We start from the raw sequence: 23447 nt of genomic DNA on the forward strand, positions 1-23447 counted from the left end.
TTACAACTCTCAAATGTAATAAAATTATTTACACTACAAAGGACTTTAGTCTGCTGTTCTGGCTAAGATATCTTGGGCTTTTTTTTCCTTTTGTTGTGCATCTATAACAGAGATCGCGGCCATATTAACAATCTCATCAACACTAGCACCTAATTGAAGTATATGAACTGGTTTACGCATTCCCATAAGTATTGGACCTATAGAATCTGCTTGATTGAGTTCTTTCAATAATTTATAGGTAATGTTTGCAGCATCAAGATTAGGGAAAATAAGTGTATTAACCTTTCTACCTGCTAATTTAGAAAACGGAAATTTATCTTGAAGCATTTCACTGTTTAAAGCAAAATCGGTTTGTAATTCGCCATCAACAATCATATCTGGATAATAACGATGTAAATAAGCAACAGCATCGCTTACTTTTGAAGCATTATCATGCTTTGAGGAACCAAAATTAGAATATGATGTCATTGCAATTACTGGTTCCATTCCAAAAAGGGAAACTACTTTAGCAGTCATTTGAGCAATTTTCGCTAAATCTTTTGAAGTCGGATTAATATTAATTGACGTGTCACTTAAAAACATTGGGCCTCGTTGAGTCATCATAACATTTGTTGCAGCAGCTCTTGTTATGCCTTTAGCAAGACCGATAAGATCTAACATTGGTTTAAACACTGTAGGATAACTTCTTGAATAACCAGAAATTAAAGCATCAGCATCACCTTCATTAACCATCATTGCAGCAAAATAGTTGCGTTCTCTCATTAGTTTTTGGGCGGAATATAAGGTAACACCATCACGTTTTCCTCGGTTCCAATACACCTCAGCATATTTATTTTTTCGTTTTAATTCTTCATCAGATTTAGGATCTATAATTGGCACATCTGCATCAAACTCTATCTCTTCTTTAAGATCTTCAATGACTTCTTTTCTACCCAATAATATTGGAAAAGCAATACCTTCATCATACGTTATTTGAGCTGCCTTTAAAACATCTAATTGATCTGCTTCTGCAAAAACTACTCGTTTAGGGTTTAATTTTGCTCTATTATGTAGTAGGCGAACTATTTTATTATCAGAGCCTAATCGCTGCCTTAGACTTTCCTTATATTTTCCCCAGTCTTCAATAGGTTCTTTAGCAATTCCGCTATCCATAGCAGCTTTGGCAACTGCAGGAGGTATTTCGGCAATTAACCTTGGATCGAAAGGTTTTGGTATAATATAGTCCTTACCAAAAGTGAGTCGTGTTTCTCCGTAAGCAATATTTACTTGTTCAGGCACTGGCTCTTTGGCTAACTCTGCTAAGGCTTTAACTGCTGCCATTTTCATAGCTTCATTAATACCTGTAGCTCTAACATCTAGAGCACCTCTGAAAATAAATGGGAATCCTAAAACATTATTTACTTGGTTAGGATGATCACTACGACCTGTAGCCATAATTATATCATCTCTTGTTTTAATTGCTACATTATACTTTATCTCAGGATCAGGATTTGCCATAGCAAACACTATAGGATCTTTTGCCATGGATTTAAGCATTTCAGGACTGACAAGATCTGCCATTGAAAGACCAATAAATACATCAGCGTCTTTCATAGCTTCATCTAAGGTATCTAGCTTTCTATCTGTAGCAAACTCTGCTTTTTGTAATGTAAGGTTTTCTCTGTCTTTTCTGATAACACCTTTACTATCTAGCATAACAATATTATCAGACTTTGCTCCAAAACTTCTATATAAACGTGTACAAGAAATAGCAGCAGCACCTGCTCCACTCACTACAATCTTAACGTCTTCTATTTTCTTTTTGGTAAGTTCTAATGCATTTAATAGAGCAGCAGCAGAAATTATGGCTGTACCATGCTGATCATCATGCATCACAGGAATATCGAGCTCTTGCTTTAGTCGCTTTTCAATTTCAAAAGCTTCAGGTGCTTTAATATCTTCTAGGTTTATTCCACCAAAAGTTGGTGCAATATTTTTAACCGTTTTAATAAATTCATCAACATTCTCGGTATTAACCTCAATATCAAAGACATCAATATCTGCAAAGATCTTAAATAGTAGTCCTTTACCTTCCATGACTGGTTTTGAAGCTTCTGGCCCAATATTTCCCAAACCAAGAACTGCGGTTCCATTAGAGATAACTGCTACTAAATTTCCTTTAGCTGTATATCTATAAACATTATTCTTATCTTTTTCTATTTCTAAACAAGGTTCAGCTACACCTGGAGAGTAAGCTAAAGATAAATCTCTTTGTGTGGCATATTTTTTTGTTGGTACAACTTTTATTTTGCCTGGAGTAGGTTTGGCATGATATACTAAAGCTTCTCTACGTTTTGTTTGCTTACTCATACTATTACTAGTTGTTTTAACTCACAAAGGTAATAGTTTAGCTCAAGAGAATAAAGAAAAAGAACTAGCTCTATTTAATGAAGTTAATATTTCGTGTTAATCCTGAAAACTTAGTGCGCTTTACCGCAGACTTTTTAAATACTTTTCTAAAGGTGTCTTCTGTTATTTCTTCCCAATCTTTTTTTGTCATGGATAATAAATCTGGATGCGGATTAAACAACGGTTCGTTATGAGACTTGCTAAATTTATTCCATGGACACACATCTTGGCAAACGTCACAACCAAACATCCAATCATCAAACTGCCCTTTAAATTCTGTTGGGATATTTTCTTTCAGTTCTATAGTAAAATAAGAGATACATTTGCTTCCATCAACCACATAAGGCTCAGTGATCGCTTCTGTTGGGCAAGCATCTATACATGCTGTACAAGTTCCGCAGTGATCTGTAACTGCATGATCATAGTCTAACTCTAGATCAATAATTAATTCGGCTATAAAATAGAATGAACCTACTTGTTGGGTGAGTAAATTGCTATGCTTACCAATCCAACCTAAACCAGATTTTGCAGCCCAAGCTTTGTCTAAAACCGGAGCCGAATCGACAAAAGCACGACCATGAACTTCACCAATTTCATCTTGAATACACTCTAGTAACTGCTTAAGCTTATCTTTAATGACGAAATGATAATCTGTACCGTAAGCATATTTAGATAACTTATACGATTCTTGATTCTGCAATTCTGAAGGATAATAATTAAGTAATAACGACACCACAGATTTTGAGTCTTGCACAAGCTTCGTTGGATCTAGACGCTTATCAAAGTGGTTTTCCATGTAGCTCATTTCACCGTGCATATTATTATTTAACCACTTTTCTAAACGAGGTGCTTCTTCTTCTAAAAATTCTGCTTTAGAAATACCACAAGACAAAAAACCGAGGCGTTTGGCTTCGGTTTTTATTAGTTGTGTATATCTTGACTTTAAGTTCACTATTAAATTAATTGCATCACCTACTTACTCTATTTTTGTATATGTAGCATTACCACTAATGTTCCAAGTCCAAAATAAATCTCCCTCATTAAATTTATTAACTTGGCAATATGTACCCTCTACCTCAAAGTAATTTTCTTTATACCAAAGGAGTTCATATTTACCATCACTATCAACCAAATAATAGACATCGTCCTCTTTAATAACACTAATCATGTCTTTAAAATAATCTCCTACTTTATCCTTTAACTTATACTCTCCTAAAATAGCATTATAAACTTCGTTATCAAATCGTTCTTTTTTCACCAATTCAGGAATTGAATCATTACTACTAATTGCTTCATATATTTCATGATACATATTAAAGGCTCTTTGCTTATAAAATTGACTTATTCCAAAGATATTTTGTCTATCATTACAGTATTTAATGACTTGACCTTTGTAATGTGGATCTTCCAAAAAATAATCTATAGCTTCATCTGATATAATACCTTTTACAGATTTTTGATACCATTCCAATTCGTAAGTATGGTCAATATTCTTATATACTGTTTCTCTTATTCGTGTATTATAAACATCAATTGTTGTTTTAAGTCTTACATATAGATGCTTTAAATCTTTTAATAGTGGTTTATACTTTTCAGGAACATTATCAATGTTCGATATTAAATTATCGTAGCCATTGGTTTGAATTACAAAGTCTACATATAAATTTCCTAATCTTCTTGCGTTTTTTAATCTATAATCTTCTCTGGTAAATTTGTTATTAAGTATTAAATCTTGGATGGAATCATCAAGTATATGACGATCAAATATTCGATTCGCTCTTTGTGTATCTTCAACTAGATCATCTTGAATTTCTTTAAATATCTTAACAAATTTAGCCTTATTAATCCGTTCTTCATTTTTGTTGTTAATGTTTAAAGCGAGAAGAATACCGATAACCACAAGTACAATTTCTCCAAAAGCGTACACCAAATACTTACCCAATTTATTTTGGGTAATTAGAGACTCTCTGATTTTTCTAAAAAACTTAATCATAGTTTAGAATAGACCGCCTTGAGTTCCGTCTTTTATTTTTCCTAAATGTTTATAGGCTTGTTCTGTGACTTCGCGACCACGAGGTGTTCGCATTATAAAGCCTTGTTGGATTAAAAAAGGCTCATAGACTTCTTCTATCGTTTCAGAACTCTCACTAACAGCAGTTGCTAATGTAGTAATACCAACAGGACCACCTTTGAACTTATCAATGATGGTTTCTAGGATTTTATTATCCATTTCATCCAAACCATGAGCATCTACATTTAATGCCTCTAAAGCAAATTTGGCTATCTTAATGTCTATACTTCCGTTTCCCTTAATCTGAGCAAAATCCCTAACGCGTCTCAATAGCGCATTTGCAATACGAGGTGTTCCTCGACTTCGTCCAGCAATCTCTATAGCTGCTTCCATAGTAATAGGGACATTTAAAATTGAGGAGCTTCGCTGTACAATCGTAGTTAGCAGTTCTGTATTATAATATTGTAAGCGACTACTGATACCAAAACGAGCACGCATAGGAGACGTAAGTAATCCAGATCTTGTTGTTGCTCCTACTAAGGTAAACGGATTGAGATTGATTTGAACGGTTCTGGCATTTGGACCAGTTTCAATCATTATATCGATTTTATAATCCTCCATGGCAGAATATAAATACTCTTCCACAATTGGACTTAGACGATGTATCTCGTCTATAAACAAGACATCACGTTCTTCTAGGTTTGTGAGTAGTCCTGCTAGGTCTCCTGGTTTGTCTAACACAGGTCCTGATGTTACTTTAATACCTACATCTAGTTCATTAGCTAAGATATGTGCTAAGGTGGTTTTTCCTAAACCAGGTGGTCCATGAAATAAAGTATGATCTAAAGCTTCATCTCTACCATTTGCAGCTTGTACAAATATCTGTAGGTTTTCTAATACTTGATCCTGACCTGTAAAATCATCAAAGGTCAATGGTCTTAATTTTTTTTCTACATCAAGCTCTTCTGAAGAGAAGTTATCGTTTGTTGGATCAAGGTTTTCATTCATGCTAAACAAATATAAAGAAAAAGCCTTTCAGAATTCTGAAAGGCTTTAATATTATCTTTATTAAGAATCTTAATGTTGTAATTCTTCTTCTCCGTCCTTCATAGGAACATTTTGTGGCACAAAATCGTCATCATGTCCTGGCTTACTATAATCGTAAGCCCAACGATGAACGTGTGGAATTTCGCCTTCCCAATTGCCATGAAAATGTTTAATTGGAGCTGTCCACTCTAAAGTATTTGAACGCCATGGATTTTGTACTGTTCTCTTTCCATAGAAAATACTATGAATAAAATTGTATAAGAATACAAGTTGTACAGCACCTGCGATTAATGCAAATATTGTAATAATAACATTAGCATCAGCTGTATCATCAAACAATGGGAAGTTTGAGTTTGTATAGTAACGTCTTGGTAAACCAGCCATTCCTATAAAATGCATTGGGAAGAATACACCATAAGCACATATGGCAGTAATCCAAAAATGAATGTATCCTAGATTCTTGTTCATCATTCGCCCAAACATTTTTGGGAACCAATGATAAACTCCTGCGAACATCCCGTATAATGCTGAAATACCCATTACTAAGTGAAAGTGAGCAACAACAAAATAAGTATCGTGGACATTGATATCTAAGGCACTATCTCCTAAAATAATACCTGTTAAACCACCTGTAATAAAGGTAGAAACTAAACCAATTGAAAACAGCATTGCTGGATTGAGTTGGAGATTACCTTTCCATAGTGTAGTTATATAGTTAAACGCTTTCACAGCTGATGGAATAGCTATGAGTAGAGTTGTAAATGTAAACACAGACCCTAAGAATGGATTCATACCTGAGATAAACATATGGTGTCCCCAAACTATGGTTGATAAAAACGCAATAGCTAATATAGACATAACCATAGCTCTATATCCAAAAATTGGTTTACGTGAATTCGTTGCAATAATTTCTGAAGTAATACCTAGAGCAGGAAGTAATACAATATATACTTCTGGATGACCTAAGAACCAAAATAAATGTTCAAACAAAACTGGTGATCCACCTTGGTAATGCAATACTTCACCTTGAATAAAAATATCTGACAAGAAGAATGATGTTCCAAAACTTCTATCCATGATTAACAATAATGCAGCAGATAGTAATACTGGAAAAGAAATAACACCAATAACAGCTGTTACAAAAAATGCCCAAATTGTTAAAGGAAGCCTGGTCATAGACATTCCTTTTGTTCTAAGGTTAATTACTGTTACTATATAATTTAGTGAGCCTAATAATGATGATGCAATAAATATCGCCATAGACACTAACCACAATGTCATACCTGCTCCTGAGCCACCTTGTGCCATAGGCAATGCAGATAAAGGTGGATAAATGGTCCATCCTGCAGCTGCTGGTCCAAATTCAACAAAAAATGACGATACCATGATAACACATGATAAAAAGAATAACCAATACGATACCATATTTAGGAATCCTGAAGCCATATCTCTTGCTCCAATCTGTAATGGTATTAATAAATTACTAAATGTACCACTCAATCCTGCTGTTAGTACAAAGAACACCATTATAGTTCCATGAATAGTTACTAATGCTAAATAAATGTCTGCATCCATAACACCTTCTGGCGCCCACTTTCCAAGTAGTGCTTCAAACAAAACATTTGGCTGTTCTGGCCAAGCTATTTGCATACGCATCAATAAAGACATGAGAATACCAATGATACCCATAATAATTACTCCAGTAATAAGATACTGCTTGGCAATCATTTTATGGTCTTGACTAAATATATATTTAGTTACAAACGTTTCTTTATGATGGTGATGTTCTTCCTCGTGAGCGTGTGTATCTACATGTGCTGCCATAGTCTTGTAATACCTTTAATACTTTTATTTAACTAAAGAGTTAGCGAATGTCTTTTGCTCTTTGATCCAAGCATTGTACTCTTCTTCTGTTTCTACTATAATTTTCATCTGCATATTGTAATGCGATTTTCCGCAAATCTTATTACAAAGCAATAAATAATCGAACTCGTATCGTAATTCTTGTCCTTCTGGGATTTGATCTTTTTTAGCTAAACGAATTGTATTAATGTTAGCTACTTTATCAATCATATCTGGGTTTTCACGCATTTGAGCTGTTGTTACAGTTGGTGTAAATCCGAATTGTGTAATCATACCAGGAACACAGTTCATTTGTGCTCTAAAATGCGGCATGTAAGCTGAATGTAATACATCTTGCGAGCGCATTTTAAATAACACAGGCCTGTTTACTGGTAAATGTAATTCTGTTGTGATAATATCATCTTGAGCATTAGGATCTGACTCATCTAAACCAAGAATATTTGCATTATCTAAATTAATTAGCCTAACATTGGCTTGACCTAATACATTATCATCACCTCCATATCGTGCTTTCCAGTTAAATTGTTGTGCATAAAGCTCTACGATTAATGGATCGTCATCTTCATTTACATTCATTATACTAGACCATGTGAATAATCCGTAAATAATTAAACCAGCTAAAACAATAACAGGTATGATAGTCCAAATAGCTTCTAAGGTATTGTTGTCTGCATAAAACAAAGCTTTACGTCCTTTTTCACCTTTATATTTATAGGCGAAATAGTGTAGTAAAAACTGTGTCACAGTCTGAACAATAAAAATAATTATCATAGAGATAATCATTAAATTATCTAATTGTGGTCCATGTGCAGAAGCAGAATTAGACATTAATGGTAAATCTCCTAGTGTAGCCATACTCCATATGGTTATAGCATAAATGAAGATTAAGAATCCCATCATTAGATAACCATTAATCCTATTATCTTTATCGTTGGCTACTTGAGTATTTGAAGTTCCGACTTGAGCTAAATCGAATATTTTAACCATTTGCCATATGGCAACTGCTACAAAAAATACTATTAAAAGTGTTAATAAAACAGTCATTATTCTATGCGTTATATAATGTTATTAATAGTGGAAATGTTCACTTTCTTTTACAAATGGGTTTCCTTTAGCAAGCAAAGGTGCTTTAGATAAAGACCAGAAGACTATGAATAAGAACAATCCAGCAAATAATAATATAGATCCAATTTCTGGGATTCCAATAAACCATCTATCACCAACTGTTGCTGGCATAATCATATTAAATACATCTAAATAGTGACCACATAATACCACAATACCTGCCATAACTACAAACCATGGAATACGTTTGTAATCACTATTCATTAATATTAATAATGGGAATATAAAATTCATTACTACCATACCTAAGAAAGGTAATTGGTAATCTTGGAATCTTGTAACAAAATAGGTAACTTCTTCAGGAATGTTGGAATACCAAATTAACATAAACTGAGAGAACCAAAGGTAGGTCCAGAAAATACTAATACCGAACATAAATTTAGCTAAATCGTGTAAATGGCTATCATTAACAAATTCTAAATAACCTTTAGATTTAAGGTAAATAGACATTAATGCTATCACAGTAATTCCGCTTACAAACATACTAGCAAATACATACCATCCAAACAACGTTGAGAACCAGTGAGGATCTACACTCATAATCCAGTCCCATGACATCATAGATTCTGTATAGATATAGAATACTAAGAATGCTGCTGAAATACGAAATGATTTTTTGAAATTTCTGTTATCGTCAGCATCATCTTGAGCAATAGAAAATTTACGAGCAAAGAATCTATATAGACTCCAGCCTGCAATAAAAATTAATCCTCTAATTAAGAACCCTGTTTTATTTAAAAATGCAGATTTATCTGCAATAATTTTATCGTAGTTTTCATGACCTTCTTGTGTAACACCTTCTTTTAACCATACAAATAAGTGTGAGTCTGCGATAAAGGCAATTCCTAAAACAATGATAGCTCCAGGTAATACATAAGCCGTAATAGCTTCCATAACTCTAAATAATACTGGAGACCACCCTGCTTGTGCTGCAAACTGTATTGCATAAAAAGCAAGCACTCCTAGAGATATCATAAAGAAAAAGAATGCTGCAACGTATAGTGCTGCATATGGTCTGTTATGAATTTGATGTAATACATGTTCTGCATGCTCATCTCCATGATGTTCTGAAGCTTCTCCATGAGATGCATCATCATGATGTGCTCCTGCTTCGCTATGTGATTCTCCGTGAGCTTCTTCAGAGTGATCTGCTCCATGAGCATCACCATGACCATGAGCAGCCTCTTCCGCTAACATAGTTTTTACATCCTCTAAAGACTTGTGCGAGGTCATAAAACCATATCCAACACCAACTAGTCCTATTATGACTAAGGCTATTGAAACTATCTTTAACTTCGATGAAAATGTGTACATATCGTTATATAATCTTATCTAAATCTTATTTTTCTAAATCTGCTTTTAACTGCATCACATAACTAGTGACTTGCCAACGCTCTTCTTCGTTTAATTGATTAGCGTATGATCCCATAGTATTTTTACCATAATAAATAACATGGTAAACACTACCTTCAGTGATTGCTCTTCCTGCATCATCATAGCTAGGAACACCTAGTATTTTTTCTCGCTGTACAAGTTTGCCTTGTCCATTACCTTTAATACCATGACAAATTCCACAATAAATATCGTAAAGCTCTTTACCTCTTGCAGCATCTACTTGAGTTGAGTCTAATGGATTTGTTAAACTAGCTTTTGCTAAATCATAACCTTCATTAGTATTATCAATTTCGTATGGCATATAATCACCTCTAGGTATTGTACCATCTGCAGGAAGCTGTGCCTCAACTCCATTAGCAAATGCGTTAGATTCCTGATAGGCTTCATAACTAATAGGTTCGTACATGTTTGGCATATATTGGTAGTTAGGTCTTGCGTTTTTATTACAAGACATTAAGCCTACAAACATTACTAATACTATGATATATTTTAATGCTCTTTTCATATTAATGTGCATCTTCGTCTTTATCAACAATATTTATTTCTACAGCTCCTGTTTCTTGTAATAAAGATGTTAATTCAGATTCGTTACCATGAATTGCAATCTCCATTAAAAAATGGTCGTCTGTTGTCCTTGGGTCTGGGTTTTCTGCCTTTTTAAATGGCCACATTCTACTTCTAAGATAAAATGTAATAACCATTAAATGCGCTGCGAAAAACACAGTAAGTTCAAACATAATTGGCACAAAAGCTGGCATATTTTGTATGTAACTAAAGCTTGGTTTACCACCAATATCTTGTGGCCAATCTTTTATCATAATAAAATTCATCATGACTATAGCAACAGTTAAACCAACACACCCATACATAAAAGATGTAATAGCAATACGTGTTGGAGCCAATCCCATAACCTTGTCTAATCCATGAACAGGAAATGGTGTGTATATTTCTTCTATGTGATGTTTCTCTGCTTTAACTTTTTTAACAGCTGACATTAAAATGTCATCATCATTATATATAGCGTGAATTACTTTTGATGCTTCCATTGTTCTACGCTTAGTTTATTAATTTTTTAGCCTGACCTGCCCAATCATCGCGTTCAGCGCGTCCTGGGAAAGATTCAGTTATAGAGTCTAATAGATCATATTCATTTTTGGTCATACGAGCTACTTGTTCGTATTTATAAATTCCTATAGAATTAAGAACTTCTTCCATTTTAGGACCAACACCACTAATTTTTTTCAAATCATCTGCTGTATCAGTATTGGCATCGAACGTTCCTATGGTACCTAACAGATTTTTAACCTTGGATGAATTATCTGAGCTAGCAGTAGATTTAGCAGCACTAGATGTTCTTGCATCAGAACCTGTTCCTACTAATGAGTCTCCTGCTTCTCTTATTCGCTTATAACGTTCACCTGATGATTTTAAAATAGTTTTAACTTCTGCCTGAGCAATTACAGGGAATGTTCTTGAGTATAACAAGAATAATACAAAGAAGAATCCTATTGTTCCTATAAAGATGCCTATATCAACAAACGTTGGTGAAAACATGGTCCATGACGATGGTAAATAATCTCTGTGTAATGATGTTACAATAATTACAAAACGTTCAAACCACATACCAACATTTACAACTATGGAGATAAAGAAAGAGAACATAATACTAGTACGTAATTTCTTAAACCACATAAACTGAGGTGATAATACGTTACAGCTCATCATTAGTAAATATGACCACCAGTAAGGACCTGTAGCTCTATTTAAGAATGCGTATTGTTCGTATTCAACACCAGAGTACCATGCAATGAATAGCTCGGTAATATAAGCCACTCCAACAATAGAACCCGTTATCATAATAACGATATTCATTAACTCTATATGCTGTACAGTAATATAATCTTCTAAACTACATACTTTTCTCATAATTATGAGAAGTGTATTTACCATTGCAAATCCTGAGAAAATAGCTCCTGCAACAAAATAAGGTGGGAATATAGTAGTATGCCAACCTGGTATTACAGACGTTGCAAAATCAAATGATACTATAGTATGAACTGAAAGTACTAATGGTGTTGCTAAACCAGCAAGTACCAATGATACTTCTTCAAAACGCTGCCAATCTTTTGCTCTACCAGACCAACCAAAACTTAATAACGAATAAATTTTCTTTTGGAAAGGTCTAACAGCTCTATCTCTAATCATAGCGAAATCTGGTAATAAACCTGTCCACCAGAAAACTAAGGAAACTGATAAATAGGTAGAAATCGCAAATACATCCCAAAGTAGTGGTGAATTAAAGTTTACCCATAACGAACCAAATTGATTAGGAATAGGTAATACCCAATATGCTAACCATGGACGACCCATATGGATAATTGGAAATAAACCAGCCTGTACTACTGAAAATATAGTCATCGCTTCTGCAGAACGGTTAATTGCCATTCTCCATTTTTGGCGAAAGAGTAAGAGTACAGCAGAAATTAATGTTCCTGCATGACCAATACCAACCCACCAAACAAAGTTAGTAATATCCCAAGCCCAGTTTACTGTTTTATTAAGACCCCAAACTCCAATACCTGTTGAAATTGTATAGATAATACATCCTATTCCCCATAAAAAGGCAGTTAATGCAATACCAAATACAATCCACCAAGCTCTATTGGCTTTACCTTCAACTGGTCTAGCTACATCTACAGTAACATCGTGATACGATTTTTCTCCAGTAACTAAAGGTCTTCTAATAGGTGCTTCGTAATGAGACGCCATAATTTTTTATAATTATTTCTTTATTAGTTTATTAAGCTTCCGTTGTATTTCTCACTTTAGTATGGTAGAACACATTAGGTTTAGTTCCAACACTTTCTAACAAGTGATACATACGATCGTCTTCTTTTAATTCTGCAACTTTACTTGTCTTGTCATTTATATCTCCAAACACTATTGATCCACTACTACATGCTGCAGAACAAGCGGTTTGTAATTCGCCATCTTTAATTTCTCTTCCATCACGCTTTGCATCAAGTATTGTTTTCTGTGTCATTTGAATACACATAGAACATTTTTCCATAACACCACGAGAACGAACAGTAACATCTGGATTTAAGACCATACGTCCAAGATCGTCATTCATAGCATAATTGAAATCGAATTCTTCGTTTCCATTATAAAGGAACCAGTTAAAACGACGCACTTTATAAGGACAGTTATTAGCACAGTAACGTGTACCAACGCATCTGTTGTATGCCATATGATTTTGACCTTGGCGTCCATGAGCTGTTGCAGCTACAGGACAAACTGTTTCGCAAGGTGCATGATTACAATGCTGACACATTACTGGTTGAAAAGCTACTTGTGGATTATCCGCTGGATTCTCCATTTCTCGTAGTGCTTGTTTTTCTCCTGTAAACCATCCTTCAGCGTTATCTTTTTTCACTTCATCACCTTCAAAGGTGTCTTCTGATGAGTAATAACGATCTATACGAAGCCAGTGCATATCTCTGCTACGACGCATTTCAGTTTTACCAACCACAGGAACATTATTTTCTGCATGGCATGCGATAACACATGCACCACATCCTGTACAAGAATTTAAATCAATGGATAGGTTAAAATGATGTCCTATTGAACGATCAAAAGAATCCCACAAGTCAACTTCTGGAGACGTTACTGGTGTTTCTTCATGATTTAATGATACAACTGGTACAGCATTCCAATGCTCTTTATCTTCAGTATTAAAAATCTCTAAAGTTGTCTCCTTTATGATATCTCCACGACCCATTAAGGTATTGTGCAACTGCACACAAGCAAACTCATGTTCACCAGTAGCTTTAGAAATTTTGACGTTTTGAGCAGTGTTAAAGTTCTGGTATAAAGGATAAGCATTTACACCAGTCATCATCTCTTTTTTAACACCAGCTGTTCTTCCATATCCTAAGGATAATCCAATTGAGCCTTTAGCCTGTCCTGGTTGTATAATAACTGGTACGTTTTTAACAGTTACTCCATTAACTGTAACATCAGCTTTACTCCCATTAAGACCACCATTAGCAACATTCCAATTTTTTAACTCCATACGTTCTGCGTCTGCTCTAGACACAGTTACGTAATTATCCCAAGATGTTCTTGTTATTGGGTCAGGGAATTCTTGTAGCCAAGGGTTATTAGCTTGTTGACCGTCTCCCATTCCTGTTTTAGTATAAAGGACTAACTCCATACCTTCAGAGCCTGAAACAGAGCTAGCTAGTGCTTGTGCAGCATTACTCTGAGGTGTATCAACCAAATCTTCATCAGTTGAAGATACCTCTAGATCAACAGAATTTGATGATGCTCCTACAAATACACCATCTTGTAGTGCTTTATTAAATGAGCTTCCATTTAATATATTAGATGTCCAATAGTCTTTTATATAATCTCTAAGTGAACTAGAATTATCTGTCCACATTAATAAGGCGTCTTGAAATTGTTTAGTATCAAACAAAGGTCTAATTGTTGGTTGCATTAAGCCATAATGACCTGAAGCAAACTCAACATCTCCCCAAGATTCTAAATAATGAGGTGCTGCTGCTATGTATTGCACATGTGGAGCAGTCTCATCTGCTTTCATAGTGAAAGCGATTTTTAAATCAACATTTTTTAATCCTTCATTAAACTCTGTAGCATTCGGTAAGCTGTATGATGGATTTACACCACACATAATGACTGCACCAACATTTCCTGAATTCATATCAGAAACAACTTGAGCAACTGCTTTGTTATTTCCTTGTTTTATTTTAACTGTAGTTTTATAATCAAATGCCTTACTATTTAAGTGTTCATTGATGTCTAATACAACGGTTTGTGCATTTACGTCTTGTATACCAGAAACAACGACACCATTACTACCAGCTTTAGTTAATTGTGAAGCCGCTTTACGTACAGCATCATCTATGTTCTGAGGTAAATTTCCAGAAACATTTCGTCCTGTAACATAACTGTAAAGCTTTGCTAAAACTAATTTTTGCATTGCTGGCTTAACAGGAACTCTCTTATCTGCATTTGCTCCAGATAAAGACATATTAGCTTCAAACTGAATATGACGCGACATTTTCCCGTTTTCAGGAACGCGACCTTGTGCATAAGCAGCATCGTATCCACCACCTTGCCAATCACCTAAGAAATCTGCACCAACAGATACTATGGTTGCAGCTTTTGAAAAATCATAACTAGCAAATCCTCGACTACCATACTTAGCTTCATAAGCATCTAAAGCAGCACTTTCTGAAACTGCATCATACTGTACATGTTTTACATTGCCATATTTTGCAGTAAATTCTGCAACCAAATTAGCCGTAGAAGGACTTGCAAAGGTTTGTGTTAACAATACTATAGACTTACCTGAGTCTTTAATTTTATTAAGTGCTTGAGTCGTTTCTGCATTAAATTCTCCCCAAGTTATATCAACACCATCTTTTTGAGGTGCCTTAACACGTTTACTATCGTATAATCCTAAAACAGAAGCATTAACTCTGGCATTAGCACTTCCATGAGTCTTTGCCAAGTTATTATTTTCAATTTTAATTGGGCGACCTTCTCTCGTTTTTACAAGAACACTTGCAAAATCATTCCCATTAGCTATGGTAGTTGCATAATAATTAGCAACACCAGGAACAATTTCCTTAGGTTGTATTACATAAGGAATAGATTTTATAACTGGACCTTCGCAAGCCGCTAAAGAGGCAGCAGCAGTACTAAATCCTATATATTTTAAGAAATCTCTACGCGACGTTGATGAAGCCTCTAAGGTTTCTTTATCACCTAAGAATTCATCGACAGGAATCTGCTCAGCAAATTCGTTTTGTCTTAGCGTCTCAACAATAGAACTATCGTTTAGCTCTTCAACACTTTTCCAGTATTTCTTGTTTGATGACATAGTATATAATTGAAATTTACTTCTTATTTATTAATAGTGACATTTACCACATTCTAAACCTCCCATTTGAGCTGCTGTGAATTGGTCTTTTCCATATTTCTTTTTAAGCTCTTCATGGATTTTAGTGTAATAACCGTTATCCTTTACCTTAACATTGGTTTCCCTGTGACAATTAATACACCATCCCATTGTTAAAGGTGATTCTTGATACATAATCTCCATTTCTTCAACAGGACCATGACAGGTCTGACATTCAATTCCACCAACAACAACATGCTGCGAGTGATTAAAATAAGCAAAGTCTGGAAGGTTATGTATTCTAATCCATTTTACTGGATTTGTCTCACCTGTATATTTTTGCTCAGCAGCATCCCAACCAACTGCAGCATATAATTTTTGAATCTCAGCATCATAATCTACACCATACTCATTTTTACCCTCAGCAAGTGTTTCTGCAGCTACATTACTAATAGACTTATGACAGTTCATACATATGTTTAATGAAGGGATACCTGAATGTTTACTCACTCTTGCAGAGGAATGACAATATTTACAATCAATACCATTGTCACCAGCATGTATTCTATGAGAATAATGGATAGGCTGTACAGGCTCGTAACCTTGATTAACACCTACTTGCATCATCCAACCATAAGCAAAATAACCACTAGCTAATAAAAAGAATATTGCAGTTACTAATAATAAAAACTGGTTTTTAAGAAACGATTGCCAAAGTGAAGGACCTTGCTGTGTGGCAACCTCAACACCTTTAGCTTCAGCAAAACGGTTTAACGTTCGCTTAACTAAAACTAAAGCCATAGCTAATAACCCAAATAACAGTGCTAGTGCACCTAATATAATTTTGTTAGAAGTCGTTGACCCACTACCTGACTCTCCTTCTGTTGGTGGTTTGTAACCAGGACATCCTGGCTGAGGATTAGCAATACAAGGATCAATTTCTTGAGCCGTATATGCCAAAATATCACTTATATCCTGATCTTCTAACTGCGGGAAAGCCGTCATAGCAGTTTGATTATACTCTGCGTATATCTTAACCGCGTAGGCATCACCTGCTTTTATGAGTGAGGCACTATTTCTGATCCAAGCATTTAACCATTCACGATCTAAACCTTCTTCTTCTAAAAGTCTTGTTTCTACATTACGCAGAGCAGGACCAGTCATTTTACTATCTAGCTTATGACAAGAAGCACAATTGGTATTGAATAACGTTTTTCCTTTCGCTGGATCACCTTCTTGTGCATAAATTGAAGTAAAAAAAGTAAATAGGAAAATAAAATTTAAGCTGAAGAACTTTAAGGCTAAATTACGGTGTATCACCTGTTTCATCTGTTGACTTCTATTTTATATTATTGTGAAATGAAATCCTAAAACCAGAGTAGGCTATAAAACTTCATTTAGTTAGTTAAATCAATCTCTAAATTTCGGCACGATTATTTCATTTATTATGAGCAAAAAGCTTTTCCAAAATCTCTTGCAAAAGTAAGATATAAAGTCCATTTTGAAAATGTTAGATAACTGTTAATTCTTAATTTATAAAGATTCTAAATAATAAAAACACAGGTAGTTTAGTTATAATATTTTAAGTTTGTATTAAATACAATTTACAATGCAAAAAACATCTATAAAATTATTCATAATCAGCATATTAATGTTATGCTTTTTTAAAGGCAATGCGCAAAGTGCAACTGTAACCATAGATCAAGACAGTGATATTTCTAAGCTCTTAGAATATAAGAAAGATTTAAAAACGGCGTACACCTATAAAATACAAGTCTACCAAGGAAACAGAACTAATGCTGAACGTGTAAAAAGTGAATTCCTAAACGCTTATGGTGAATGGTCTGTAAGTATGGAGTGGAATACTCCTAATTATAAAATTTGGGTAGGGAATTTTAGAAGTCGTTTGGAGGCTGATAGAGCCTTACAAAAAATAAAACGTAAATATGCCAATGCATTTATCTTTAAACCCAAAAAAGATAAAAAGAAGTAACAAAAAAAGCGATGAAGATATCATCGCTTTTTTTGTGTTGTAATGTTATTTATTTTAATGTCTTTTTAACTTCTACTTCTTGGAAGGCTTCTATAACATCACCTTCTTTAATATCATTGTAGTTTTTAATTTGCATACCGCAATCATAACCTTTAGATACTTCTTTAACATCGTCTTTAAAACGTTTAAGCGATGCTAATTCTCCTGTATAAACTACAACACCTTCTCTAATAAGTCTAACACCTGAGTTTCTGAATATTTTTCCGTTAGTTACCATACAACCTGCAATACTACCAATTTTAGAGACTTTAAATATTTCTCTAATTTCTGCTGTACCAGTAATCTCTTCTTTGAGCTCTGGAGACAACATACCTTCCATGGCATCTTTAAGATCATTAATAGCATCGTAGATGATAGAATATGTTCTAATATCGATTTCTTCTTTATCAGCAATTTGTCTTGCATTACCCATTGGTCTTACATTAAACCCTATGATAATAGCATCTGAAGCAGTAGCAAGTAAAACATCACTTTCCGTTATTGCTCCAACACCTTTGTGTATAATATTAACCTGTATTTCCTCAGTAGATAATTTCTGGAATGAATCCGTTAAAGCTTCTACAGAACCATCCACATCACCTTTAAGTATGATATTTAATTCTTGGAAATCTCCTAAAGCAATACGACGTCCTATTTCATCTAGCGTTATGTGACGTTGTGTTCTAACAGATTGTTCTCGTTGTAATTGAGTACGTTTAGCCGCAATAGTTTTAGCTTCTCGCTCATCTGTGAAAACATTAAACTTATCACCTGCTTGTGGTGCTCCATCTAAACCAAGTATTGATACTGGAGTTGAAGGTCCAGCTTCAGCAACATCATTACCACGCTCATCGTGCATGGCTTTTACCTTACCACTATTTTTACCTGCCAATACATAGTCTCCAATTTTTAATGTTCCGGCTTGTACCAAAATAGTAGACACATAACCACGACCTTTATCTAAAAATGCTTCTACTACTGTTCCTTGTGCTGGTTTTGTAGGATTAGCTTTAAGCTCTAATAACTCTGCCTCTAGCAATACTTTTTCTAATAACTCTTTTACTCCAGTTCCCATTTTAGCAGAAATATCATGCGACTGAATTTTTCCGCCCCAATCCTCAACTAAAAGATTCATTTGTGCTAATCCTTCTTTTATTTTTTCTGGATTTGCATCTGGTTTATCAATTTTATTAATTGCAAATATGATAGGTACACCTGCTGCTTGCGCATGTGAGATTGCTTCTTTAGTTTGAGGCATAATATCATCATCTGCTGCGGCTACAATAATAGCTATATCTGTGACTTGAGCACCACGAGCACGCATTGCTGTAAAGGCTTCGTGACCTGGTGTATCTAAAAACGCAATTTCTTGACCGTTTTCTAATTCTACACCATAAGCTCCAATATGCTGAGTAATACCTCCTGACTCGCCAGCGATAACATTTTCCTTACGTATGTAATCTAACAACGATGTTTTACCATGATCAACGTGACCCATTACTGTAACAATTGGAGCACGTGGTTTTAGATCTTCTGCCTTATCTTCAACTTCTTCAAAAGATTCTTCAATATCTGCTGTTACAAATTCTACTTCGTATCCAAATTCTTCAGCTACAATAGATAATGTTTCAGCATCTAAGCGTTGATTCATCGTCACCATCATACCTAGAGACATACATGCAGAAATAATCTGAGTTACAGAAACATCCATCATAGTTGCCACTTCACTTGCGGTAACAAATTCTGTGACTTTAAGCACTTTGCTTTCCGCTTCTTGAGCTTGCAGTTCTTTTTCAGATTGCTCTCTATGTTGTTCTCTTTTTTCTCGTCTGTATTTAGCACCTTTTCCTTTATTAGATTTACCTTGAAGTTTTTCTAAGGTCTCTCTAACTTGTTTTTGCACTTCTTCTTCACTAGGCTCTTCTTTAACTACATTTGAGCGTTTGCCTTGGTTTCTTCCTTTATAATTTCCTCGCCCTCTATTATCGTTAGATTGACCAGGTCTATTATTACCTCCTTGAGCAGGTCCTTTACTAATTCTACGTCTTTTCTTTTTATTAGCCGCAGTAGTATCTGTTGATTTCTTTTCTTCTTTTTTCTTTGGCTTATTAAATTTAGAAAGGTCTATTTTTTTACCTGTGGTTTTTGGTCCGGAAAGTTTTTGATATTGAGTTTTTACTTTCTCATCAGCAACTTCTTTAGCGTCAGGCTCTTTAGTATCAGATACTTTTTCAACCTTAACTTCTTCAGGTTTTTTATTGACTTCTTCTTTCTTATCTGCCTTTTTTGGTTCTTCCTTTTTCTTTGCTTTTGGTTCCTCTTTTTTAGGGATTTCTGCCTTAGGCTCTTCTTTTACTGGCTTAGGTTCTTCTTTCTTTTTGTTAAGGTCTATAGTACCTACTTGTTTAGGTCCACTTAGAGATGCCTTAGCTTTTACAACCTCTTCTTCTTGAGCAGCAATAACTTCTTCTTCGCGTTGTTTCTCTTCCAATTCACGCTCTCTTTTAAGACGTAATTCCTCCTTTTCTTTTAGTTTTGCTTCGCTTACTTCTTGCGATTTCATTTTCTTGCTCGCATCAGTCTGAAACTCATCTGAAAGGATGTCATAAACCTCTTGAGAAATTTTAGTATTAGGACTTTTATCAATAGAGACGCTCTTGGACTCAAGGAAGTCCACAGCACGATCAATAGAGATATTGAGTTCTCGTAATACTTTATTTAATCTAATTGTTTGAGCCATAAATTGCTTGTAATATAACTTAATATTGATTAGTCTTCAAATTCTTCTTTTAGAATTCTAATCACTTCTTCTATAGTTTCTTCTTCTAAATCTGTACGTTTAACTAAGTCTACTAAATCTTGCTCTAGAATACTTTTTGCTGTATCTAAACCTGCTTTACTAAACTCATCAATAATCCAGCCTTCTATTTCATCAGAAAACTCACTTAACTCTACATCTTCTTCTGCACCTTCTCTGAAAACGTCTATTTCGTACCCAGTTAATTTACCAGCTAAACGTATATTATGCCCTCCTCTACCAATAGCTTTACTTACTTCTTCTGGCTTAAGTAATACTTCTGCACGTTTATTTTCTTCGTCTATTTTTAACGATGTTACTCTAGCAGGACTTAATGCTCTGGTTATAAAAAGTTGTAAATTATTTGTATAGTTAATAACATCTATGTTTTCATTTCCTAATTCTCTAACAATACCATGAATACGAGATCCTTTCATACCAACACAAGCACCTACAGGATCAATTCTATCATCATAAGAGTCTACAGCTACTTTGGCTTTTTCGCCAGGGATTCTTACCACATGTTTCACAGTGATAAGACCATCGAAAACTTCAGGTATTTCTTGCTCAAATAATTTCTCTAAAAACCTTGGTGCTGTTCTAGACATAATTATTGCTGGCTTACTACCTTTTAACTCTACACTTTCAATAATACCTCTTACATTCTCACCTTTTCTAAAGAAATCTGACGGGATTTGCCTGTCTTTTGGAAGTATGATTTCATTACCTTCATCATCTAATAAGATAATTGCTCTATGTCTTATATGATGAACCTCAGCAGTGTAGATTTCTCCTTCTAACTCTTTAAATTGCTTATATATATTAGTGTTATCGTGCTCATGTATTTTAGAAATTAAGTTTTGTCTTAATGCTAAAATTGAGCGTCTACCCAAATCAATAAGTTTAACTTCTTCGGCTACATCTTCACCAACTTCAAAATCTGGTTCTATCTTCTGAGCTTCAGATAATTCTATTTCTTGATTAGGTTCTTCTACTTCGCCATCTGCAACTACAATTCTATTTCTCCAAATTTCTAAATCGCCTTTATCCGGATTTATTATGATATCAAAATTATCGTCGTCTCCATATTTCTTTTTTAAGGCATTTCTTAGAACATCTTCTAAAATTGCCATCAACGTAACACGATCTATTAATTTGTCATCTTTAAATTCTGAAAATGACTCAATTAATGCTACATTCTCCATATCTGATTTGAATTAAAATTTTATTTTAACTTTTGCTTGCTTTATTTCTTCATAACTAAGTTTAGCCTCCTTAGTTACAGTAACTTTTCCTTTCCCTATTGGTTTTGGCTCCCTTGCTTTCCAAGTTAACTCTATACCATGATCTGTTGCACTCATTAACTCGGCTTCGTAAGTATCTCCTGTTTCAGTTTTTACACTTAGAACCCTTCCAACATTTTTCTTATACTGCCTGTGATTAGTTAGGTCTGAGGCAGCTCCTGCTGAGGTTACCTCCAACGAAAAATCATGCTCTTCTCTGTCTAGATTATGCTCTATTGCTCTGCTAATAAACATACAATCTTCAACCAACACACCTTTATCACCATCGATTACAACTCTGATGGCATTGCTTTCATTAACTTCAAAGTCAATTAAAAATAAATCTGGGCGTTGATCTAAACCGTCTTGCAACAATGATTCTACCTTGTCTCTAAACATCTAAGTGTATAAAAAGAGGGGACTTTTCGTCCCCTCGTTTAATCTTTCTCTTACAGCGATGCAAATATACAATATTTATATTGATTTTTCCAAAAGCTAAAAATTGGATTTTTATCATTAAATTTAATGTATCACAATCAACTCTAACTTATGAAAAGAATACTTGTACCAACCGATTTTTCCGAGCATGCCGAATATGCCTTAAAAGTAGCAGCACAAATAGCTAAACAAAATGATTCTGAAATATATTTACTACATATGTTAGAACTTCCTTTTCAGGAGGTTGATGTTGCTGGAGGTTATGGTGAACCACCTGAAGCTCTATTTTATAGGAAATTAGCTGAAAAACAATTTAATGCTTTCTTAGATAAGCCTTATTTATCTCAAATAACTATCCATGAAAAAGTGAAAGCAGATATTTCTTTTAGCGAAATTAAAGACGCTTGTAGGGAAAACAACATTGATATTATCATCATGGGTTCTCATGGTGCTAGTGGAATAAAAGAAATGTTCATTGGTTCTAACGCAGAGAAAGTAGTTAGAAATTCTGAAGTTCCTGTACTTGTAATAAAAAATGACCATGACGATTTTGCTATTAATGATTTTGTTTTTGCTTCAGATTTCAAGAATGATAATAAAGAAACTTACAGACAAGCCACAGATTTTGCAAAGGCGTTTGGTGCAAATGTTCATTTACTCATGGTAAATACGCCTAATAACTTTACTACGACAGCTAAAGCAAATACTAGAATCGATGATTTTATTAAAGATGTTGATTTTGAAAACTATACTATTACGGTATATAATGACGATTCTGTTGAAAAAGGTATTTTAAATTTTTCGCAACATATTAATGCTGATATTATAGGTATCAGCACTCATGGTAGACAAGGTATTGCACACTTTTTTAATGGTAGTATTAGCGAAGATCTAGTTAACCACGCAAATAGACCAGTAATTACATTTAAAATCTGGGAATGAATCACAGCAATTAAAAAGTCCTTACCGAAAACGATAAGGACTTTAACTTATGTTGGCCTACTAGGGCTCGAACCTAGACTCTTCTGGACCAAAACCAGACGTGTTGCCAGTTACACCATAGGCCATCATCTCAAAATGAGGATGCAAATTTATAATAAACTTTGTTTTGGGCAAAAATTTTACTTGAAAATAATTTT

Annotated in this window: 17 protein-coding genes and 1 tRNA gene; 2 read left to right on the forward strand and 16 right to left on the reverse strand. The window is 34.5% G+C overall.

The window, feature by feature from the left end; genetic code table 11:
- Positions 1–45 precede the first annotated feature (45 nt).
- The 12 genes from RM697_RS03645 to RM697_RS03700 form a co-directional block, all read right to left on the reverse strand.
- A complete protein-coding gene (locus RM697_RS03645) occupies positions 46–2349 on the reverse strand; it encodes an NADP-dependent malic enzyme (RefSeq protein WP_311426501.1) in 2304 nt (767 codons plus the stop codon).
- Positions 2350–2419: 70 nt separating this feature from the next.
- Positions 2420–3340 (reverse strand): tRNA epoxyqueuosine(34) reductase QueG, encoded by a 921-nt coding sequence (gene queG / locus RM697_RS03650; RefSeq protein ID WP_311426502.1) that lies wholly within the window; start codon positions 3338–3340, stop codon positions 2420–2422.
- Positions 3341–3364: 24 nt separating this feature from the next.
- Complete coding sequence (locus RM697_RS03655) at positions 3365–4381, reverse strand: hypothetical protein (RefSeq protein ID WP_311426503.1); 1017 nt, start codon at positions 4379–4381, stop codon at positions 3365–3367.
- Between the two features lie 3 nt (positions 4382–4384).
- The gene (gene ruvB, locus RM697_RS03660; RefSeq protein ID WP_311426504.1) at positions 4385–5407 is read right to left on the reverse strand and encodes a Holliday junction branch migration DNA helicase RuvB; all 1023 of its coding nucleotides are present in this window, start codon (positions 5405–5407) and stop codon (positions 4385–4387) included.
- A gap of 69 nt (positions 5408–5476) precedes the next feature.
- Positions 5477–7270, reverse strand: a complete 1794-nt coding sequence (locus RM697_RS03665) for a cytochrome c oxidase subunit I (protein WP_311426505.1) — start codon at positions 7268–7270, stop codon at positions 5477–5479.
- A gap of 24 nt (positions 7271–7294) precedes the next feature.
- On the reverse strand, positions 7295–8353 hold the full coding sequence (locus RM697_RS03670) for a cytochrome c oxidase subunit II (RefSeq protein WP_311426506.1): 1059 nt from the start codon (positions 8351–8353) through the stop codon (positions 7295–7297).
- 24 nt (positions 8354–8377) lie between these two features.
- Complete coding sequence (locus RM697_RS03675; RefSeq protein WP_311426507.1) at positions 8378–9748, reverse strand: quinol:cytochrome C oxidoreductase; 1371 nt, start codon at positions 9746–9748, stop codon at positions 8378–8380.
- A gap of 25 nt (positions 9749–9773) precedes the next feature.
- Complete coding sequence (locus RM697_RS03680; RefSeq protein ID WP_311426508.1) at positions 9774–10334, reverse strand: c-type cytochrome; 561 nt, start codon at positions 10332–10334, stop codon at positions 9774–9776.
- A 1-nt stretch (position 10335) separates the two neighbouring features.
- A complete protein-coding gene (locus tag RM697_RS03685; RefSeq protein ID WP_311426509.1) occupies positions 10336–10875 on the reverse strand; it encodes a DUF3341 domain-containing protein in 540 nt (179 codons plus the stop codon).
- Between the two features lie 10 nt (positions 10876–10885).
- Complete coding sequence (locus RM697_RS03690; protein WP_311426510.1) at positions 10886–12598, reverse strand: helix-hairpin-helix domain-containing protein; 1713 nt, start codon at positions 12596–12598, stop codon at positions 10886–10888.
- Positions 12599–12629: 31 nt separating this feature from the next.
- On the reverse strand, positions 12630–15740 hold the full coding sequence (locus RM697_RS03695) for a TAT-variant-translocated molybdopterin oxidoreductase (protein ID WP_311426511.1): 3111 nt from the start codon (positions 15738–15740) through the stop codon (positions 12630–12632).
- 30 nt (positions 15741–15770) lie between these two features.
- Complete coding sequence (locus RM697_RS03700; RefSeq protein WP_311426512.1) at positions 15771–17087, reverse strand: c-type cytochrome; 1317 nt, start codon at positions 17085–17087, stop codon at positions 15771–15773.
- Between the two features lie 280 nt (positions 17088–17367).
- On the opposite strand from RM697_RS03700, the gene RM697_RS03705 reads away from it, so the two are divergent.
- Entirely contained in the window at positions 17368–17751 is a 384-nt protein-coding gene (locus RM697_RS03705) for an SPOR domain-containing protein (RefSeq protein WP_311426513.1), read from the forward strand.
- Positions 17752–17800: 49 nt separating this feature from the next.
- On the opposite strand, the gene infB is transcribed toward RM697_RS03705, so the two are convergent.
- From infB to rimP, 3 genes are read right to left on the reverse strand one after another with little or no spacing between them, the layout of a single operon-like run.
- Positions 17801–20530: a translation initiation factor IF-2 gene (gene infB, locus RM697_RS03710; protein ID WP_311426514.1), complete on the reverse strand. Its 2730-nt coding sequence runs from the start codon at positions 20528–20530 to the stop codon at positions 17801–17803.
- A 29-nt stretch (positions 20531–20559) separates the two neighbouring features.
- Positions 20560–21792, reverse strand: a complete 1233-nt coding sequence (gene nusA, locus RM697_RS03715; protein ID WP_311426515.1) for a transcription termination factor NusA — start codon at positions 21790–21792, stop codon at positions 20560–20562.
- A gap of 12 nt (positions 21793–21804) precedes the next feature.
- Entirely contained in the window at positions 21805–22269 is a 465-nt protein-coding gene (gene rimP / locus RM697_RS03720; protein WP_311426516.1) for a ribosome assembly cofactor RimP, read from the reverse strand.
- A 150-nt stretch (positions 22270–22419) separates the two neighbouring features.
- Here rimP and RM697_RS03725 point away from each other — a divergent pair, with 150 nt between their 5' ends.
- On the forward strand, positions 22420–23250 hold the full coding sequence (locus RM697_RS03725; protein WP_311426517.1) for a universal stress protein: 831 nt from the start codon (positions 22420–22422) through the stop codon (positions 23248–23250).
- A 52-nt stretch (positions 23251–23302) separates the two neighbouring features.
- Here the strand turns inward: RM697_RS03725 and RM697_RS03730 are convergent.
- Positions 23303–23375 (reverse strand) — tRNA-Gln (locus RM697_RS03730).
- Positions 23376–23447 lie beyond the last annotated feature (72 nt).

The sequence above is a fragment of the Microcosmobacter mediterraneus genome, from assembly GCF_031846265.1.
Taxonomy (GTDB): domain Bacteria; phylum Bacteroidota; class Bacteroidia; order Flavobacteriales; family Flavobacteriaceae; genus Microcosmobacter; species Microcosmobacter mediterraneus.

Coding starts and splice junctions, on each gene's coding strand:
- RM697_RS03645 (WP_311426501.1), bottom strand. CDS start 2,349: ATGAGTAAGCAAACAAAACGTAGAGAAGCTTTAGTATATCATGCCAAA.
- rimP (WP_311426516.1), bottom strand. CDS start 22,269: ATGTTTAGAGACAAGGTAGAATCATTGTTGCAAGACGGTTTAGATCAA.
- ruvB (WP_311426504.1), bottom strand. CDS start 5,407: ATGAATGAAAACCTTGATCCAACAAACGATAACTTCTCTTCAGAAGAG.
- RM697_RS03670 (WP_311426506.1), bottom strand. CDS start 8,353: ATGACTGTTTTATTAACACTTTTAATAGTATTTTTTGTAGCAGTTGCC.
- nusA (WP_311426515.1), bottom strand. CDS start 21,792: ATGGAGAATGTAGCATTAATTGAGTCATTTTCAGAATTTAAAGATGAC.
- RM697_RS03700 (WP_311426512.1), bottom strand. CDS start 17,087: ATGAAACAGGTGATACACCGTAATTTAGCCTTAAAGTTCTTCAGCTTA.
- RM697_RS03690 (WP_311426510.1), bottom strand. CDS start 12,598: ATGGCGTCTCATTACGAAGCACCTATTAGAAGACCTTTAGTTACTGGA.
- RM697_RS03695 (WP_311426511.1), bottom strand. CDS start 15,740: ATGTCATCAAACAAGAAATACTGGAAAAGTGTTGAAGAGCTAAACGAT.
- RM697_RS03655 (WP_311426503.1), bottom strand. CDS start 4,381: ATGATTAAGTTTTTTAGAAAAATCAGAGAGTCTCTAATTACCCAAAAT.
- RM697_RS03675 (WP_311426507.1), bottom strand. CDS start 9,748: ATGTACACATTTTCATCGAAGTTAAAGATAGTTTCAATAGCCTTAGTC.
- RM697_RS03725 (WP_311426517.1), top strand. CDS start 22,420: ATGAAAAGAATACTTGTACCAACCGATTTTTCCGAGCATGCCGAATAT.
- RM697_RS03705 (WP_311426513.1), top strand. CDS start 17,368: ATGCAAAAAACATCTATAAAATTATTCATAATCAGCATATTAATGTTA.
- RM697_RS03665 (WP_311426505.1), bottom strand. CDS start 7,270: ATGGCAGCACATGTAGATACACACGCTCACGAGGAAGAACATCACCAT.
- RM697_RS03680 (WP_311426508.1), bottom strand. CDS start 10,334: ATGAAAAGAGCATTAAAATATATCATAGTATTAGTAATGTTTGTAGGC.
- infB (WP_311426514.1), bottom strand. CDS start 20,530: ATGGCTCAAACAATTAGATTAAATAAAGTATTACGAGAACTCAATATC.
- RM697_RS03685 (WP_311426509.1), bottom strand. CDS start 10,875: ATGGAAGCATCAAAAGTAATTCACGCTATATATAATGATGATGACATT.